Source organism: Aquitalea aquatilis (genome assembly GCF_005155025.1).
GTDB classification, from domain to species: domain Bacteria; phylum Pseudomonadota; class Gammaproteobacteria; order Burkholderiales; family Chromobacteriaceae; genus Aquitalea; species Aquitalea aquatilis.
On record NZ_CP039731.1, the window covers coordinates 4,331,360 to 4,344,523 of the forward strand.

Annotated in this window: 24 protein-coding genes; 18 read left to right on the forward strand and 6 right to left on the reverse strand. The window is 59.0% G+C overall.

What is annotated here, in order from left to right; all coding sequences use genetic code 11:
- Window positions 1-82: 82 nt before the first annotated feature.
- Together FAZ30_RS20945 and FAZ30_RS20125 are read right to left on the reverse strand one after the other, a co-directional pair.
- Window positions 83-211 carry a hypothetical protein gene (locus tag FAZ30_RS20945; RefSeq protein WP_281279253.1) on the reverse strand — a complete coding sequence of 43 codons (129 nt, stop codon included), beginning with the start codon at window positions 209-211 and terminating at the stop codon, window positions 83-85.
- 140 nt (window positions 212-351) lie between these two features.
- The gene (locus FAZ30_RS20125) at window positions 352-606 is read right to left on the reverse strand and encodes a hypothetical protein (protein WP_137010121.1); all 255 of its coding nucleotides are present in this window, start codon (window positions 604-606) and stop codon (window positions 352-354) included.
- On the opposite strand from FAZ30_RS20125, the gene FAZ30_RS20130 reads away from it, so the two are divergent.
- Window positions 605-835, forward strand: coding sequence for a hypothetical protein (locus FAZ30_RS20130; protein ID WP_137010122.1), 231 nt, complete (start codon window positions 605-607; stop codon window positions 833-835). The two genes, FAZ30_RS20125 and FAZ30_RS20130, sit on opposite strands and share 2 nt — an antisense overlap.
- Window positions 836-1,327: 492 nt before the next feature.
- Here the strand turns inward: FAZ30_RS20130 and FAZ30_RS20135 are convergent, their stop codons facing one another.
- The 4 genes from FAZ30_RS20135 to FAZ30_RS20150 form a co-directional block, all read right to left on the reverse strand.
- Complete coding sequence (locus tag FAZ30_RS20135; RefSeq protein ID WP_205676626.1) at window positions 1,328-1,555, reverse strand: hypothetical protein; 228 nt, start codon at window positions 1,553-1,555, stop codon at window positions 1,328-1,330.
- A gap of 37 nt (window positions 1,556-1,592) precedes the next feature.
- Window positions 1,593-2,318, reverse strand: a complete 726-nt coding sequence (locus tag FAZ30_RS20140) for a hypothetical protein (RefSeq protein WP_137010124.1) — start codon at window positions 2,316-2,318, stop codon at window positions 1,593-1,595.
- A complete protein-coding gene (locus tag FAZ30_RS20145) occupies window positions 2,318-2,665 on the reverse strand; it encodes a hypothetical protein (protein WP_137010125.1) in 348 nt (115 codons plus the stop codon). Before FAZ30_RS20145 ends, FAZ30_RS20140 begins: the two co-directional genes overlap by 1 nt.
- 134 nt (window positions 2,666-2,799) lie before the next feature.
- Complete coding sequence (locus FAZ30_RS20150) at window positions 2,800-3,480, reverse strand: helix-turn-helix domain-containing protein (protein WP_168190893.1); 681 nt, start codon at window positions 3,478-3,480, stop codon at window positions 2,800-2,802.
- 16 nt (window positions 3,481-3,496) lie between these two features.
- Here FAZ30_RS20150 and FAZ30_RS20155 point away from each other — a divergent pair, with 16 nt between their 5' ends.
- The 17 genes from FAZ30_RS20155 (at window position 3,497) to FAZ30_RS20235 (ending at window position 13,100) form a co-directional block, all read left to right on the forward strand.
- Window positions 3,497-3,730, forward strand: coding sequence for a helix-turn-helix domain-containing protein (locus FAZ30_RS20155; protein WP_205676627.1), 234 nt, complete (start codon window positions 3,497-3,499; stop codon window positions 3,728-3,730).
- Window positions 3,731-3,768: 38 nt separating this feature from the next.
- On the forward strand, window positions 3,769-3,972 hold the full coding sequence (locus FAZ30_RS20160; RefSeq protein ID WP_137010128.1) for a hypothetical protein: 204 nt from the start codon (window positions 3,769-3,771) through the stop codon (window positions 3,970-3,972).
- A gap of 25 nt (window positions 3,973-3,997) precedes the next feature.
- A complete protein-coding gene (locus FAZ30_RS20165; protein ID WP_137010129.1) occupies window positions 3,998-4,177 on the forward strand; it encodes a hypothetical protein in 180 nt (59 codons plus the stop codon).
- 157 nt (window positions 4,178-4,334) lie between these two features.
- Window positions 4,335-5,324, forward strand: coding sequence for a phosphoadenosine phosphosulfate reductase domain-containing protein (locus FAZ30_RS20170; protein ID WP_137010130.1), 990 nt, complete (start codon window positions 4,335-4,337; stop codon window positions 5,322-5,324).
- A 7-nt stretch (window positions 5,325-5,331) separates the two neighbouring features.
- Window positions 5,332-6,144, forward strand: a complete 813-nt coding sequence (locus FAZ30_RS20175) for a YdaU family protein (protein ID WP_168190895.1) — start codon at window positions 5,332-5,334, stop codon at window positions 6,142-6,144.
- Window positions 6,141-6,818, forward strand: a complete 678-nt coding sequence (locus FAZ30_RS20180) for a DUF6475 domain-containing protein (protein WP_137010132.1) — start codon at window positions 6,141-6,143, stop codon at window positions 6,816-6,818. Before FAZ30_RS20175 ends, FAZ30_RS20180 begins: the two co-directional genes overlap by 4 nt.
- Window positions 6,818-7,024 carry a hypothetical protein gene (locus FAZ30_RS20185; RefSeq protein WP_137010133.1) on the forward strand — a complete coding sequence of 69 codons (207 nt, stop codon included), beginning with the start codon at window positions 6,818-6,820 and terminating at the stop codon, window positions 7,022-7,024. Before FAZ30_RS20180 ends, FAZ30_RS20185 begins: the two co-directional genes overlap by 1 nt.
- A complete protein-coding gene (locus FAZ30_RS20190; RefSeq protein ID WP_137010134.1) occupies window positions 7,021-7,254 on the forward strand; it encodes a hypothetical protein in 234 nt (77 codons plus the stop codon). Before FAZ30_RS20185 ends, FAZ30_RS20190 begins: the two co-directional genes overlap by 4 nt.
- Window positions 7,251-7,709 (forward strand): RusA family crossover junction endodeoxyribonuclease, encoded by a 459-nt coding sequence (locus FAZ30_RS20195; RefSeq protein WP_137010135.1) that lies wholly within the window; start codon window positions 7,251-7,253, stop codon window positions 7,707-7,709. The genes FAZ30_RS20190 and FAZ30_RS20195 overlap by 4 nt, the downstream gene beginning before the upstream one ends.
- A gap of 37 nt (window positions 7,710-7,746) precedes the next feature.
- The gene (locus FAZ30_RS20200) at window positions 7,747-8,274 is read left to right on the forward strand and encodes a hypothetical protein (protein ID WP_137010136.1); all 528 of its coding nucleotides are present in this window, start codon (window positions 7,747-7,749) and stop codon (window positions 8,272-8,274) included.
- 114 nt (window positions 8,275-8,388) lie between these two features.
- Entirely contained in the window at window positions 8,389-8,583 is a 195-nt protein-coding gene (locus tag FAZ30_RS20205) for a hypothetical protein (RefSeq protein ID WP_137010137.1), read from the forward strand.
- A gap of 60 nt (window positions 8,584-8,643) precedes the next feature.
- Entirely contained in the window at window positions 8,644-8,838 is a 195-nt protein-coding gene (locus FAZ30_RS20210; protein WP_137010138.1) for a hypothetical protein, read from the forward strand.
- Window positions 8,839-8,867: 29 nt separating this feature from the next.
- Window positions 8,868-9,473 (forward strand): HGGxSTG domain-containing protein, encoded by a 606-nt coding sequence (locus tag FAZ30_RS20215; RefSeq protein ID WP_281279254.1) that lies wholly within the window; start codon window positions 8,868-8,870, stop codon window positions 9,471-9,473.
- Complete coding sequence (locus tag FAZ30_RS20220) at window positions 9,412-10,692, forward strand: terminase large subunit domain-containing protein (protein ID WP_246043384.1); 1,281 nt, start codon at window positions 9,412-9,414, stop codon at window positions 10,690-10,692. The genes FAZ30_RS20215 and FAZ30_RS20220 overlap by 62 nt, the downstream gene beginning before the upstream one ends.
- 1 nt (window position 10,693) lies before the next feature.
- Window positions 10,694-12,166, forward strand: coding sequence for a phage portal protein (locus tag FAZ30_RS20225; RefSeq protein ID WP_137010139.1), 1,473 nt, complete (start codon window positions 10,694-10,696; stop codon window positions 12,164-12,166).
- A 66-nt stretch (window positions 12,167-12,232) separates the two neighbouring features.
- Window positions 12,233-12,520: a hypothetical protein gene (locus tag FAZ30_RS20230; protein WP_137010140.1), complete on the forward strand. Its 288-nt coding sequence runs from the start codon at window positions 12,233-12,235 to the stop codon at window positions 12,518-12,520.
- A complete protein-coding gene (locus FAZ30_RS20235) occupies window positions 12,513-13,100 on the forward strand; it encodes a phage scaffolding protein (protein ID WP_137010141.1) in 588 nt (195 codons plus the stop codon). The genes FAZ30_RS20230 and FAZ30_RS20235 overlap by 8 nt, the downstream gene beginning before the upstream one ends.
- Window positions 13,101-13,164: the final 64 nt, after the last annotated feature.

The following is a 13,164-nucleotide window of genomic DNA, read 5'->3' on the forward strand; positions in this document are numbered from 1 at the left end:
TGCTCCAGCACCTCGGCCACCACCGTGCAGATGATGAACATCGTCACCACGAGCAGGCCGCCAAGGATGTTTTTCAGGGTTTTCATGGCCGCACCTCGTGTACCGGAATGCCGTGAGCGGAGAAGCCGACGAAGCGCAGATGAACACCCTGCGCCCGCAGCTCGCTGGCCATTTCTTCAGTCAGCCAGCCGATGATTTTGGTGATGGTCATTTGCACCTCAATGGAATAAAAAAAGCCCGCTGGGTGGCGGGCAAAGGGACTGCTGAGGAGAGTCATGCAGGGTAAATCTGTGGTGAAAAAGATGGCCGGCTTTCACCGGCCCAAGGCTCGTTTCCCACCACTACAAAACGCTACTTTTTATGGGCTGCCAGATACTTTGAAATCCTCAAAGGCTGGGAAAAACGCTCAACATCGGCGGGCACTGGGAAGGCATGAAGCTTGGTCGCGCATTCGCGGCATGCTTCTGCAAAAACTTCTACCTCCATGTCATGGAAAAGCCCGTACCATATCGAGGACAATTCCGGCGTTTTGCTGTGCTCAGGCAGAGGAAACAGCACGGCGAAGCGCGACAATGTTTGCTCCACCAATTCTTGGGTAACCTTCATGGAAAAGACCTCGATAAAAGAAATTTCGCCACGCGACATCGAAAAAGCGTTTGCTGATGCGCCCCAGAAACTGACTGGTAAGGAATGGTCGGTTGAAGTGAATGGCCTAAACTTCAATCTGAATGTGGATGAGCTGTCGTTGCTCCCTTCATCTGAAACGGCAGCGATGTCGCTCAAAGCCAAGGAAATCCGTAAACCATACGAAAAAGACCCATCAATTCCCTTCTGACCATCAGACTGAAGCCGGCTACTCAACCAGCTTCAGTCTGCCGCCTCTTTCGAAGCGGCTATCGTTCCGACCACCCCACTCCCTTCATCTGCTTCTTGGCTCCCCGAGCCTTCCCGCACAGCGCCTCCGCTTCATCGCGCGCTGCCGCTGGTTGCATCCAGTTGCTTCATGATCGGCTGTCACCCATTGGCAGGCGCTTGCCCGCGCACTGCCCCGGAGGGTGACGACCGTACTGCTGCTGCGTTGTGTAAGGAGCGGTGCCGCTGGGCTGGCTGATGGGGTGAATATACACAAACGTGTTTTTCATAGTCAACACATTTGTGTTTTGCGGTGTGTTTTTTGCACACATACATGATTGGGATGCGACCGGAGTGTGGTGATGACGCAAAAAAGCCCGCACTGTGGCGGGCTGCATGAGGGAAGACAAAGCCCCGTACATGGCGGGGCTCAGCTGGCCGGTTGGTTTTTATCCGAGGGAAGGATGCCGGCCGATCACAGTGTGGGCTTGCGTCTGACTGGCGTCAATCTGGCCGGACATTCGCGCAGGCTATCCTTCCAATCGCCCTGGTAGCCAAAGTCGGGAGCTGGGTCCATGTCGGCATACCAGATGTGTGCAAAAGGGATCGTCTTGGGCGGAGTGAACCAGTGGGCCTGTCCGTCCGCATTGATTGCCCACCACTTGGCACCCTTGGGGGCCTGCCGCCAGTCGACTTCGAACATGGGGACCTCCATGCATAAAAAAACCCGCCGGAGCGGGTTACTTTTTCTGAGGCACTGCTTGAGTCGGTGCTTGCGACGGCACCACTATCACTGTTGGTGCCGGGCTTGGAGTGGACTCAGCCTGCTTGAGTTGCATGTAGCCAACCCATATCCCCGCAACCGCAAAGACAATGCCGACAACCCACTGAGCCATGCTAATCGAGGATTTCAGTCCTTCAATATGAGACTTCAAGCCATCGATCTTTCCTTCAATCCCTTTCTCTACACCATCCACCTTGGCCTTGACTGACTCAAGGTTGGCGCTCAGGGATTTCTCAGAGGCATCAACCTTGGCAGAAAGTGCGGTGATAGCCGCTTCCGAACGAGCAGCTTGCTCACGCATGAACAGCTCAAAACTGGCCATGCGCTCGTCCGTGCGGCTCATTCGATCATCAAGGCGGCTCATCCCTTCGTCGAACCTAGCAGCAACCCCAGCAAGTTGCTCTTGGCTTGCCTGCTTGATCTCAGACGCGACAGCCCTCACCTCGGCCAGGTTCTGGCCCAGCTTGGCGTCAAGTTCTTCACGGCTGATGGGGGTGGTCATGTCTGAAGTATGGGGGCATTGGCTTGATTCTTCAACCAATAGCTGCTCTACAGCTTCAACATGGATAGTCTTTGATTCAGCCACATCTAAACTTTTGTATTCAGCCCGCCGTGATTCCTCGTATTTTTCTGTAGCCGCTTTGAATTTTGTTGTTGTTATTGGAGTGGATTTATTGATCATCACAAATCCTTACTATCGCTCTTTTCTGCATCATCACTATTTTCTTGCTCTGGATTATTTTCAAGCCAGCTTAATATACGACGAACACCATGTAGCCTTGTGTATCCACAATTATCACATTCAACGGGCACTACCACATGGCTTGCCCCAAGAATGGCTGCAGTATTTTTATCTGAATCATACCGAACCTGAGGTAAGGTATTTATCAATATTTCGTTACTTCCCTGGTTTTCATAGGAATTAACTGTCCATTCATCTTTCCCGCATACCGGGCACACACCATCATGATTGGGATTTGAAAAGAAACGAACAAGATCAGGAATGGATAAGTTTTTAATTTCTGCCATCGCATTTAACTCACAATAATAATGTTTTTTAAAGGTCGCCTATATCTTCCAAATTACATAGACAGGCCAATTACCTAGACATCGCACAGCACCGGCGTCACCCACCACGCCAGACCATCTTGCCGATGATGCTATCAGCGCGGACGGCCCTGGAAGATCACCTTGCCGCATATTTGCGAGTCTTCCGGAATCTTGATGATGCGATCAGGCCATGCCGGGTTGATCGCCAGCAAGAATGTGCCTTCGTGCGTGATCTGCAGGCGTTTGAAGGTGGCTTTGTGGTCAGGGCTGCGGACAATCACATCATCACCGTGCTCGTAGTTCCCACGCTGGTCGATAAAGATCAGCTCTCCGTCCCGATACTCGGGACTCATGCTTTCACCATTCACACGAAGGATGTAGGCATTCGGCCCATGCGCTACTGGGCACGGATACCATGCCTCAGCATCGCCAGGCTGGAAGTTGTCGATCACATCGCAGAACTCGCCTGCCTTCACCCAACTGATCAGCGGGAGCTGGCCGCGAGAGTCTGGGCCTGGAGATATGTTTTCGTCGAAAATTTCACCACGCCCTGGGAGTAGCTTTGGCTCCTTGCCATAGCGTAACCACTCAACCGTCACCCCTAGCGCTTCCGATAGCTCAAAGGTGTAGCGTGACTCACCATCGCGCAGCTCAATGTTGCCGACAGTCGAGCCATGCTTTCCACCAATTGCCCTGGAAAGTTGGGTTTGGGTCATCCCCAGTTCTTCGCGCCGTTCTTTCACGCGCTCGCCGTATGTCTTCATAAACACAATCGTATCTACATCATCGAACACATGCGTGGAATCGTTATTGGACTCTTCTACACATTTGTGTATTATTGACACCATGGACTGGACACACATCATTCTTACCCTCGAATCGAACGGCATGACCCGCGACCAGATCGCGGAAGAAATCGGCTGTTCTCGTTCAATGATCAACGCGCTTGCTCTTGGTCAGCGCGGTAAGCGCCTGTCCTACGAAATTGGCGCTGGTCTTAAGTCGCTCTTTGACCGCCACGAGAACAGTCGCCATGCCGCTTAACAACCTGGCCACCGGCCAACAACGTAAGGAGGAAAACCATGCGTAAGCGTGACCCTCTGGTGATGGAAGCAAAGAGCCGTTTAACGGAGGCGGAGTACGAAGACCTTCAGGTTGCTGCCGACATGGAAACCGGCGGGAACATTGCTGCGTACCTTCGTAAAACGATCCGCGAAAAGCTGTACGGCCAACTGGGATCAACTGTACGTGACACACCCAGGGTCAGCAGTCCCGCAGCGGCCTGAAACGTCCCTATTCGGATGGTGAGTTATGAGCGAAGAGCACGTCGAAACCCGCATTCTGGTTCCGTCGGAACTGGCAGCGCAGGTGGAAATTGCCCGGGCAAGGGATGGGAAGCCCTTGAATGAGTACTGGGTGGAAACGATGGACCGGAAATTGAACGGGGTCATCGGGATAAAGCAGAGAGAACAGCGGGACAAGGAGGCCTGAAAAGGCCCTTTGTCGTTTCTGGAAAAACAAAACCCCGCTGGAGCTTGGAGGCGATGGCGGGGTTCTGAATAACTCGGAAGTCAGGAGTGATTATGACCACAAGTAATGGGCATTTCAAGCCCACAGCATCACTGTTTTTCTTTGTGCGGGGGGCGGTATGAGCATCGTCCACGTTGTAAGCATGTCCGGTGGAAAGGACAGCACTGCCACCCTGCTTCTAGCCATCGAGTTGCACGGCCGGGAAAACGTGCGCGCTGTCTTCGCCGACACGGGCAATGAACACGAATCCACCTACGAATACGCCCTTGATTACATACCCAGTGCGCTGGATATCCGGGTAGATGTGGTAAAGGCCAACTTCGCCGAGGAGTTTGCAACCAAGCGCAAGAATCTTGAGCGCATTGCTGCCGGAGAGCCCGAGTCAGCCATCTATGGCAAGCGCCAGTTCAAGTATCACTGGACGCCAGAGGCCGCGCGCAGGGCGCTGAAAGTGCTCCACCCCACAGGCATCCCTTATCTGGATCTCTGCCTGGTGCGCGGCGGCTTCCCCAGCCGCAAGCGCCAGTATTGCACCGAGTACCTGAAGACCAAGCCACTCACCGAGTACGCACTGGAGGTGATCGATACCGGCGCTGCGGTCTGGAGCTGGCAAGGCGTGCGGATTGACGAGAGCGATTACCGCCGTGAACAGCTTCAGGGTACCGGTGCCTGCGTGAAGTCTTTCGAGGTGGTTGGCGGCGGCCTGTTCATTCATCGCCCGATCCTGCGCTGGAAGGCTGAGGACGTATTCGAGGCTCACCGCGTCGCAGGAATCCTGCCAAACCCGCTTTATCGCCAGGGGATGACCCGTGTTGGCTGCATGCCATGCATCAATTGCGGGAAAGATGACCTGCGCGAGATCGCGGCCCGCTTCCCAGAGCACATCGAGCGTATTGCGGAATGGGAGCGCTTGATCTCCCAGGCCTGCCGGCCGCGCTCGCCAGTGTCTTTTTTCCATATGGGCACCAAGGGACATCAAGGCCAAGACAGCACCATCTGGAATGTTGTCGAGTGGTCCAAGACCAGCCGCGGCGGAAAGCAATACGACATGCTCGCCGAACTGATTGAGCCTGCGGCGTGCTCCTCAGCCTATGGCCTTTGCGAGTGAAGCCATTATGAGCAAGAAAACCAACGTCTGGATGCCGCTTTACATCGCCGATTACCTGGCGGATACCACGCGGCTCACTACCGAGCAGCACGGTGCATACCTGCTGCTCATCATGGATTACTGGCGCAATGGCCCGCTGCCGGATGATGACGGTTCGCTGGCCAACATCACCCGCCTGTCGATGCCGCAATGGAAGAAGCACCGCCCCGTCCTGGCCCGTCTGTTCCTTGTTGAGGGCGGCGAGTGGCTGCACAAGCGTGTGGACACCGAGCTTCAAGCAGCGGCTGAGAATGCTGCCAAGCATGAAGAAAGAGCAAAGAAAGCAGCTGCTGCAAGGTGGTCCAAGGAAAGCAAAAGCAATGCTTCAAGCAATGCTACAAGCACACCTCAAGAACAGCTTGAGGAATGCCCTTCACCATCACCTTCACCTAAACCCACTACGGAAGGTAAACCTTCCTTCGTGGGTGAGGCGCGAAACCGCACCCGCGAGGCTGCACTCGGCACCACCGTACCTGCCGACTTCGAGCCGGATCAGAGCCACCGTGGCATCGCCCACAACATGGGCCTGGACCTGCAGGCTGAACGCGACAAGTTCGTGGACCACTACACCTCGACCGGTGAGGTGCTAGCCGAGTGGCCTGCCAAGTTCCGTAACTGGCTGCGCAACGCCAACAAGCACGGCGACAGCAAGTTCCAGCAGCAGACGACGCGCCGCACTGCCAGCAGCAGCTCCAACCTGACCGACCACAACCGCGCAGCCGCTGAACGGGCCAAGGCCATGCTCTTCGGCGACGGAAACCAGGAGGACATCCAGCAATGACCCAGAACGACTACGACATCTTCGTCGACATGCTGCAGGCCGTGGCCGACCTGTACGGCAAGCGCCTGACCGAGTTCTCGATCGGGATCTACTGGGGTGCCCTGAAGCAAGTCGATCTCGCCGTCTTCCGCGAGGCGATGAACCGCCACGTGACCAACCCGGACAACGGCCAATTCATGCCGAAGCCGGCCGACCTGATCCGCATGATGCAGGGCTCCAGCCAAGACAAGGCACTGCAGGCCTGGCACAAGGTCGACAAGGCCGTCCGCAGCATCGGCACCTACAGCAGCGTGGTGTTCGACGATCCGCTGATCCACCGCGTGCTGCATGAAATGGGCGGCTGGATCGCCCTGGGCACCAAGACCGAGGACGAATGGCCGTTCGTGGCCAAGGAGTTCGAGAACCGCTACAAGGCCTTCGCCAGCCGCCAGGAGCTGCCGGAATACCTGCCGGTGCTGGTAGGCATCATCGAGGCCGAGAACCGCAAGGAAGGGCACCGCGTAGAGCCGCCGATGCTGGTGGGTGATGCCAATGTGGCCATGGCCGTGATGATGTCCGGCACCAACAAGCCGGCGCTGGGCATGCAGCAGATGGCTGTGGGCGAGGCCAACCGGATCATGCAGCTGGTTCACAAGCGGGATGAGAAAACCAACCCCATGAAGGATGCCGCGTGATGGCGTGCGACTGCTGCGCCCAGCGCCACAAGTACATCTACCAGATGGGTTGCCCGGCATGTGAGGCCCGGTTGCTGGCCCGCACCGTGAAACCGCATCGGCTGGCGGCGTATCAGCGTGCTGCCCAGCGTGGCCAGGACGTGGAGGCACTGAAAGCCAGCGTGCTGGCGGAATGGAAACTGGATCAGGAAGGGAAAGCGGCATGAGCGGGGAATTTGATTTCATTCCGGCTCGGCTGATGCCCCGTTGCATCGAGTTCGTTTGCCCGACGTGCGAACACTCACAGGATCAGGGCATTGAGCTTGCCGAGGATGGCAGCGGCGACTTCCGTGTGCCGGTGGAAAACAGGTTTGTTGAATGCGAAGAGTGCGGCCAGCTGCTGGATATCGGCTGGGAAGGCTGGGGCTGGCACGACGAAAAAAAGGCAAAAGTATGAAATCCATCACCCTGACGCTGCCCTATCCCATCAGCGCCAACCGCTACTGGCGCACCTACATGCCGAAAGGCTTCAAGGCCCCGGTCACTGCCCTATCCGCTGAAGCCAAGGCGTACAAGAAGCTGGTCGCGGCCATCGTGCACCGTGCCGGCATCCGCCAGCCGTTCGACGGGCGTGTGGCCGTGGATATCGCCCTTTACCCGAATCGCCCCCAAGACTGGGCGCGCCGGGCCAAGAAAGACCCGGAATGCTGGGATGACGACGTCCAGTGCATCGACCTGGATAACGCCAATAAGGTGCTGCTGGACTCGCTGAAGGGGCTGGTTTTTCACGACGACAAGTGGGTGCGCAAGCTGTTCGGCGAGCGCATGGAACCTGACGGCGAAGCCCGGGTAGTCGTCACCATCACGCAGATCAGCAGCGAGCGCGCGCAGGCCTCGCTGTTTGCAGCTTGAGCAACACGTAACACCGCAACAAGAACAAGGGGGTTCTATGCAATTTTCCACGGTCCGCAGTCTTGTCGGCTGGGCGTTCCAGATGTCCGAGGCTATCCCGGTGAAGGTCCAGAAATTCGCCGAGGCGGCACCGCGCGAATTCGATGCACTGACGCCGGACGAGCTCAAGGCCATGGCCGTGGATATCCTGGCAAAGGTCGGGCGCTTGCCGGATCGCGAGCAGTGCGTGTTGGCGGCCTACTTCACCGGCGATGTCCGTGCGGTGATTGAGGCGGCCAGGTTATTGCCTGCTGGCTGGCCGACGGCACTGCGTCGTGAGCTGACCCGTGGCTGGGTAAACGACGAGGAGCTGGGGCGCAGCCAGAAGGAGATCGCCGAGACGTTCATGCTGTCCGAGGCGACCACGACGCGGCGCAAGCAGGAGGCCTTCCGGATCCTCAGCGGCACGTTCTCCACGGCCCTTGCTGTGGTCGAAGTTCAGGTTCTCGATCTGGTGCGACATGCAACATACCGCAACACCGCGCGCAGCAAGGCTTTTCACGGGGGTACTTGCGCTGCCGCGTGAAATTTTCTACACTGTTTTGCAGCAGCCCGAACCACGTCCAGTGTTCGGGCTTTTTGCTTTTCAGGCCCTGCGCGTTTGCGTGGGGCTTTGTCGTTTCTGGAGCCAACCATGCACATGGAACACGCCAAGCCGGTGCTCGACGCAGCGCACCTGAAGCAAGACCAGCATGTGCTGATGGCCTCCGGCCGGGCCGCCAAGGTCCACACGATCAAGCACAGCACGATCCTGTTCGAGTACCTGGGCACGCTCAAGCCCGACGATTACATCGAGATCCCGCGCCACAAGATCCCCGAGATGGTGCGGGTGTGACCTCTTCCCGGCCGACCTTTCCCACGTCGAAAGGAGGCTGATCCATTCCTGGAGTCGCATATGAAAGACACCCTTTCCGTCTCCGTGAACATCGTGTTCGACCGCAAGGCCTTCCAGCAGGCGACCGAAGCCATCATCACTGAGTACGTGGGCGAAAAGCACACTGAAGAGCTACGCGACACGATCAGAGACCGCCTGATCGAGGAGGCCGCAAAGCACTACACCATCACCATCGGTCAGCACTGCGTGAGCTGATTGGCACAACCCCATGACGAGGTACAACCATGCCGAAGTGCGGGGCAACGACCCGCCGCGGCGGGAAGTGCCAGCGCGAGGCCCTGCCAGGCAAAAGGCGGTGTGCCTTGCATGGCGGGAAAAGCACAGGACCGAAAGACCAGCGCGGCAACAAGAACGCCGCCAAGCCCGGAAGCCTGTACAGCCAGTACCTGACGAAGGACGAGCGCGAGATTGCCGCCAGCCTGGAGCTGGGCAGCGTGGACGAAGAGCTACGGCTCACCCGCATTCGCCTGATGCGCGCCTTGCGGCTTGAGCAAGAGCGCGGCGATACGCTGGAGCTGGTCGAAACGGTTGAACGTTCTGGCGGCGGCGAATATTCACCGGGCGACGAAGAAAAACGCAAGGTGAAGGACTATGCCGGCCTGATTGACCGTCTGACTGGTCGTATCGAATCGCTGGAAATGAGGCGCGCAACGCTGATCCAGCAGCAGCTAGACGCCGATCTGAAGCGTCTGGAACTGAAAGACAAGGGCTTGCAGAAGGATGACGGACCGGTCGGCAAGATCGTAATCGAAGTGGTAGGAAGCCCCAATGCGCGAAATCCGAATGACCATGACGGAGCCGCAGGCGAGGTTCTTCCAGCTACCGGATAAATACCCGGCCTTCGTCGGCGGCTTCGGTACCGGCAAGACCGAGGCGCTGGCCATGTGCGCCACGCGCGACGCCTTGCAGTCCTCAAACGCCCTGATCGCGCTGTACGAGCCCACCTACGACCTAGTGCGCCTGATTCTGGCGCCACGGATGGAGGAAAAGCTCTCCGACCTGGGCATCCGGTACCGGTACAACAAGACCGATAACATCATCTACACAGCCAATGGCGGCTGTGGCGACTTCGTGCTGCGCACGCTGGACAACCCGGCGCGCATCGTCGGCTACGAGTCGTACCGGGCGCACGTCGACGAGATCGACACGCTCAAGAAAGACCAGGCGGCACTGGCATGGCGCAAGATCATTGCCCGTAACCGGCAACGGCCCCGGGGGCTGGAAGATGCCTTCAACCGGGTGAGCGTGTACACCACGCCCGAGGGCTTCAACTTCGTCTATGAGACGTGGGGGAAGAACCCCAAGCCCGGCTACGCAATGGTGCAGGCGCCTACCCGCACGAACCCGTTCCTGCCGCCGGACTACATCGACAGCCTGCGCGCCAGCTACCCGCCGCAGCTGATCGAGGCGTACCTCGAGGGCCGCTTCGTCAACCTGAACAGCGGCTGCGTCTACCCCGAGTTCAGTCGCACGCTGAACCACGCGCCGACCATCGCCATGCCCGGCGAGCCGTTGCACATCGGCATGGACTTCAACGTCAACAAGATGGCCGCCATCGTGTTCGTGGTGCGCGACGACGCGCCGCACGCCGTCGGCGAGTTGGTGAAGGTGCGCGACACCCCGGATATGGCGCAGAAGATCCGCGAGCGGTACCTGATGCAGGGGCATCACATCACGATTTACCCGGACGCCAGCGGCAAGAACACGAGCAGCAAGAGCGCGAGCGAGTCTGACCTGACCATCCTGCAGCAGGCCGGCTTTCAGATCATGGCCAAAAGTGCAAACCCGCCAGTCAAGGACCGGATCAACAGCGTCAACGCGCTGATCCTGAACGACCAGGGTGTGCGCCGGCTGAAGGTGAACACGGACCTGTGCCCGACCTTCACCGAGAGCCTGGAACAGCAGCCCTACGACGACAATGGCGAGCCCGACAAGAAAACCGACCACGACCACCCGAACGACGCCGGCGGCTACTTCATGGTGTGGCGCTGGCCAGTAGTGAGACCAATTGCAACCCACGGCGCGCATGTGCCGCACATGAGCCGCTAACATGGATTTTCAGAACCTACAGCAGACCTACCCGCAAGATGCGGACTATCCGGCACGCACGGCACGGCTGGCAGCCCTCACCCGCGTTCTGGATGGCACCATGTACGACTCGCTGCCCCATCCATTCGCCGAAGAGAAGAACAACGCAGGCGAATATATCCCGCTGGCCAAGCGCCGGCCGTCAGCGCGCACCCGCATCTGCCGGACGGTGGTCAACGACTCGGTCAGCCTGCTGTTCAGCGAGGGGCACTTCCCGGCGGTTGAGTGCCAGGACGAGGCGACCCGCGATGCGCTGACCAAGCTGGCCAAGGAAACCGGCCTAAACGAAGTGATGATCGACGCGGCGACGCGCGGCTCGGTCGGCTCGGTGGCGGTGCTCATGAAGGTGCTGAAGAACCGGGTTTTCTGGCAGGTGCTACCCAGCCAGTACCGAACCCCCGTTTGGGACCCTGAAGCCCCCGACACGCTGAAGGCGGTCAACGAGCAGTACAAGGTCAAAGGGGACGTGCTGAAAGCCCAGGGCTACGCCATTGCCGACGACGACCTCAGTGCAGACTTCTGGTTCCGGCGCGAGTGGGATGCTGAGGCTGAAAACTGGTTCCTGCCGCTCAAAGTGAGCGAAGCCAAGGACGGCGTCCAGTTCGAGAAGGATACCGGCCGCTCTGTCCCGCACAAGCTCGGCTTCGTGCCGGTGGTCTGGATCCGCAACCTGCCTGGCGGGGACGACATCGACGGTGCGCCGACCTTCCCTGTGGAGGCCATCGACACCCAGATAGAGGCCGATTACCTGCTGTCGCAGGGCGGACGCGCGCTTAAGTACCAGTCTGACCCGACGCTGCACATCAAAGAGCCGGCGTTCGGCCAGGGGACGATGGTCAAAGGCGCGGCAAACGCCATCGTGACCAGCGCCGAGGGCGACGCCAAGTTGCTGGAGATCAGTGGTGACGCCGCGCATGCGGTGATGGACTGGGTGAAGGCCCTGCGCGAAATCGCGCTAGAGGGGGCCGGCGGCAACCGCGCCAACGCCGATAAGCTCAGCTCGGCACAGTCCGGCCGTGCCATGGAACTGATGAACCAGGCGCTGATCTGGCTGGCCGACAAGCTGCGCATCAGCTACGGCGAGGGCGCGCTGCTCGATCTGCTGAATATGGCGGTGCGCGCGTCAACCAAGTTCAAGCTGGTTGACAAGAAGGGCCGCCCGCTGGGTGACCTATCGCAGGATGAAGACCTGACACTGCGCTGGCCGCAGTGGTATCAGCCGACCTATGCCGACAAGCAGACCCAGGCCGAGACGCTGACGACCCTGCGCGAAGGCGGCCTGCTTTCGCGTGAAACCGGCGTCAAGACTCTGGCGTCGAGCTACGACATTGCCGACCCACAAGATGAAATCCGGCAGATCGAGAGCGATCCGCCGCCGCCCAACTCGCCAGCCGCTGCGCCCAAGCAGCCCCCGCTAAGCGAGAGCAACGACTGACGCGGTAGAGCCGCGAACCCCAAGCCGCCCCGACGATTCGGGGCGTTTTTCATTCGGAGAAGACTGATGTCTCACCCCAACCCCTCGTTACTCCAGGACCTCGAGCGGTTGCCCGCAGCGATCTGCGAGGCAAACGGCCTGACCGGCGCGATTCTGCTGATCCGCGACGCACAGGGAACGGTTCAGTTTTGTGGCCATGGCGTAAACAACGCCATCGCCAACGAGATGCTGTCGATCGGCATCTACTGCAACCTCGACCAGCATTACCGCAGCGTCGAACAAGGCCTGGCAGGCGCGGAAGCACAGCGCATCGCCGAAGAGATCAAACAACGTAACGAGGTGACCCATGCTTAAGCCCCAACTTCACGAACTGCTTTTCCGTCGCTTCATGGACCAGGCCGGCCCCGATGGTGGCGGCGGTGGTGGTGGTGGTGGCGGCAAGCCTGAAACCTTCTCGGCCGAGTACGTGCGCGAACTGCGCGCCGAAAACAAGGGCCTGCGCCTGAAAAACACCGAGCTGCAGGGCAAGGTGGATGGCTTCGAGAAGGCCACGGCCGACGCCGTTGCCAAGGCGGTGGAAGAGAACACCGCCAAGGTGCGCGACGAGATCCGTGCCGAGGTGGCACAGGAAGCAGATCAGCGCGTGCTGCGGGCCGAGCTGAAGGGCGAAGCCGTCAAGGCTGGTCTGGTCGATCTGGACCAGCTGCAGCTGCTGGACCTGTCCGGCGTGAAGCTGACCAACGGCAAGCTGGAAGGTGCCGATGCGCTATTCACCAGCCTGAAGGAAAGCAAGCCTTACCTGTTCGGCCAGCCGCCGAGCAACAGCAGCAACCCGCAAAACCCTCCGCCGGCCAACCCGCCGGCGGCGAAGAAGGCGTCCGAAATGACGCCTGAAGAGTACGCAAAAGCCAAGGCCGAGCTCACCAAACGCTAAGCCATGGCCACCCCATCGGGAGACGACCTCCAGGGGGACAGACGACCGTCCATAAACCCCTTGG

Coding starts and splice junctions, on each gene's coding strand:
- FAZ30_RS20945 (WP_281279253.1), bottom strand. CDS start 211: ATGACCATCACCAAAATCATCGGCTGGCTGACTGAAGAAATGGCCAGC.
- FAZ30_RS20130 (WP_137010122.1), top strand. CDS start 605: ATGGAAAAGACCTCGATAAAAGAAATTTCGCCACGCGACATCGAAAAA.
- FAZ30_RS20125 (WP_137010121.1), bottom strand. CDS start 606: ATGAAGGTTACCCAAGAATTGGTGGAGCAAACATTGTCGCGCTTCGCC.
- FAZ30_RS20135 (WP_205676626.1), bottom strand. CDS start 1,555: ATGTTCGAAGTCGACTGGCGGCAGGCCCCCAAGGGTGCCAAGTGGTGG.
- FAZ30_RS20140 (WP_137010124.1), bottom strand. CDS start 2,318: ATGATCAATAAATCCACTCCAATAACAACAACAAAATTCAAAGCGGCT.
- FAZ30_RS20145 (WP_137010125.1), bottom strand. CDS start 2,665: ATGGCAGAAATTAAAAACTTATCCATTCCTGATCTTGTTCGTTTCTTT.
- FAZ30_RS20160 (WP_137010128.1), top strand. CDS start 3,769: ATGCGTAAGCGTGACCCTCTGGTGATGGAAGCAAAGAGCCGTTTAACG.
- FAZ30_RS20165 (WP_137010129.1), top strand. CDS start 3,998: ATGAGCGAAGAGCACGTCGAAACCCGCATTCTGGTTCCGTCGGAACTG.
- FAZ30_RS20170 (WP_137010130.1), top strand. CDS start 4,335: ATGAGCATCGTCCACGTTGTAAGCATGTCCGGTGGAAAGGACAGCACT.
- FAZ30_RS20175 (WP_168190895.1), top strand. CDS start 5,332: ATGAGCAAGAAAACCAACGTCTGGATGCCGCTTTACATCGCCGATTAC.
- FAZ30_RS20180 (WP_137010132.1), top strand. CDS start 6,141: ATGACCCAGAACGACTACGACATCTTCGTCGACATGCTGCAGGCCGTG.
- FAZ30_RS20185 (WP_137010133.1), top strand. CDS start 6,818: ATGGCGTGCGACTGCTGCGCCCAGCGCCACAAGTACATCTACCAGATG.
- FAZ30_RS20190 (WP_137010134.1), top strand. CDS start 7,021: ATGAGCGGGGAATTTGATTTCATTCCGGCTCGGCTGATGCCCCGTTGC.
- FAZ30_RS20195 (WP_137010135.1), top strand. CDS start 7,251: ATGAAATCCATCACCCTGACGCTGCCCTATCCCATCAGCGCCAACCGC.
- FAZ30_RS20200 (WP_137010136.1), top strand. CDS start 7,747: ATGCAATTTTCCACGGTCCGCAGTCTTGTCGGCTGGGCGTTCCAGATG.
- FAZ30_RS20205 (WP_137010137.1), top strand. CDS start 8,389: ATGGAACACGCCAAGCCGGTGCTCGACGCAGCGCACCTGAAGCAAGAC.
- FAZ30_RS20210 (WP_137010138.1), top strand. CDS start 8,644: ATGAAAGACACCCTTTCCGTCTCCGTGAACATCGTGTTCGACCGCAAG.
- FAZ30_RS20215 (WP_281279254.1), top strand. CDS start 8,868: ATGCCGAAGTGCGGGGCAACGACCCGCCGCGGCGGGAAGTGCCAGCGC.
- FAZ30_RS20220 (WP_246043384.1), top strand. CDS start 9,412: ATGCGCGAAATCCGAATGACCATGACGGAGCCGCAGGCGAGGTTCTTC.
- FAZ30_RS20225 (WP_137010139.1), top strand. CDS start 10,694: ATGGATTTTCAGAACCTACAGCAGACCTACCCGCAAGATGCGGACTAT.
- FAZ30_RS20230 (WP_137010140.1), top strand. CDS start 12,233: ATGTCTCACCCCAACCCCTCGTTACTCCAGGACCTCGAGCGGTTGCCC.
- FAZ30_RS20235 (WP_137010141.1), top strand. CDS start 12,513: ATGCTTAAGCCCCAACTTCACGAACTGCTTTTCCGTCGCTTCATGGAC.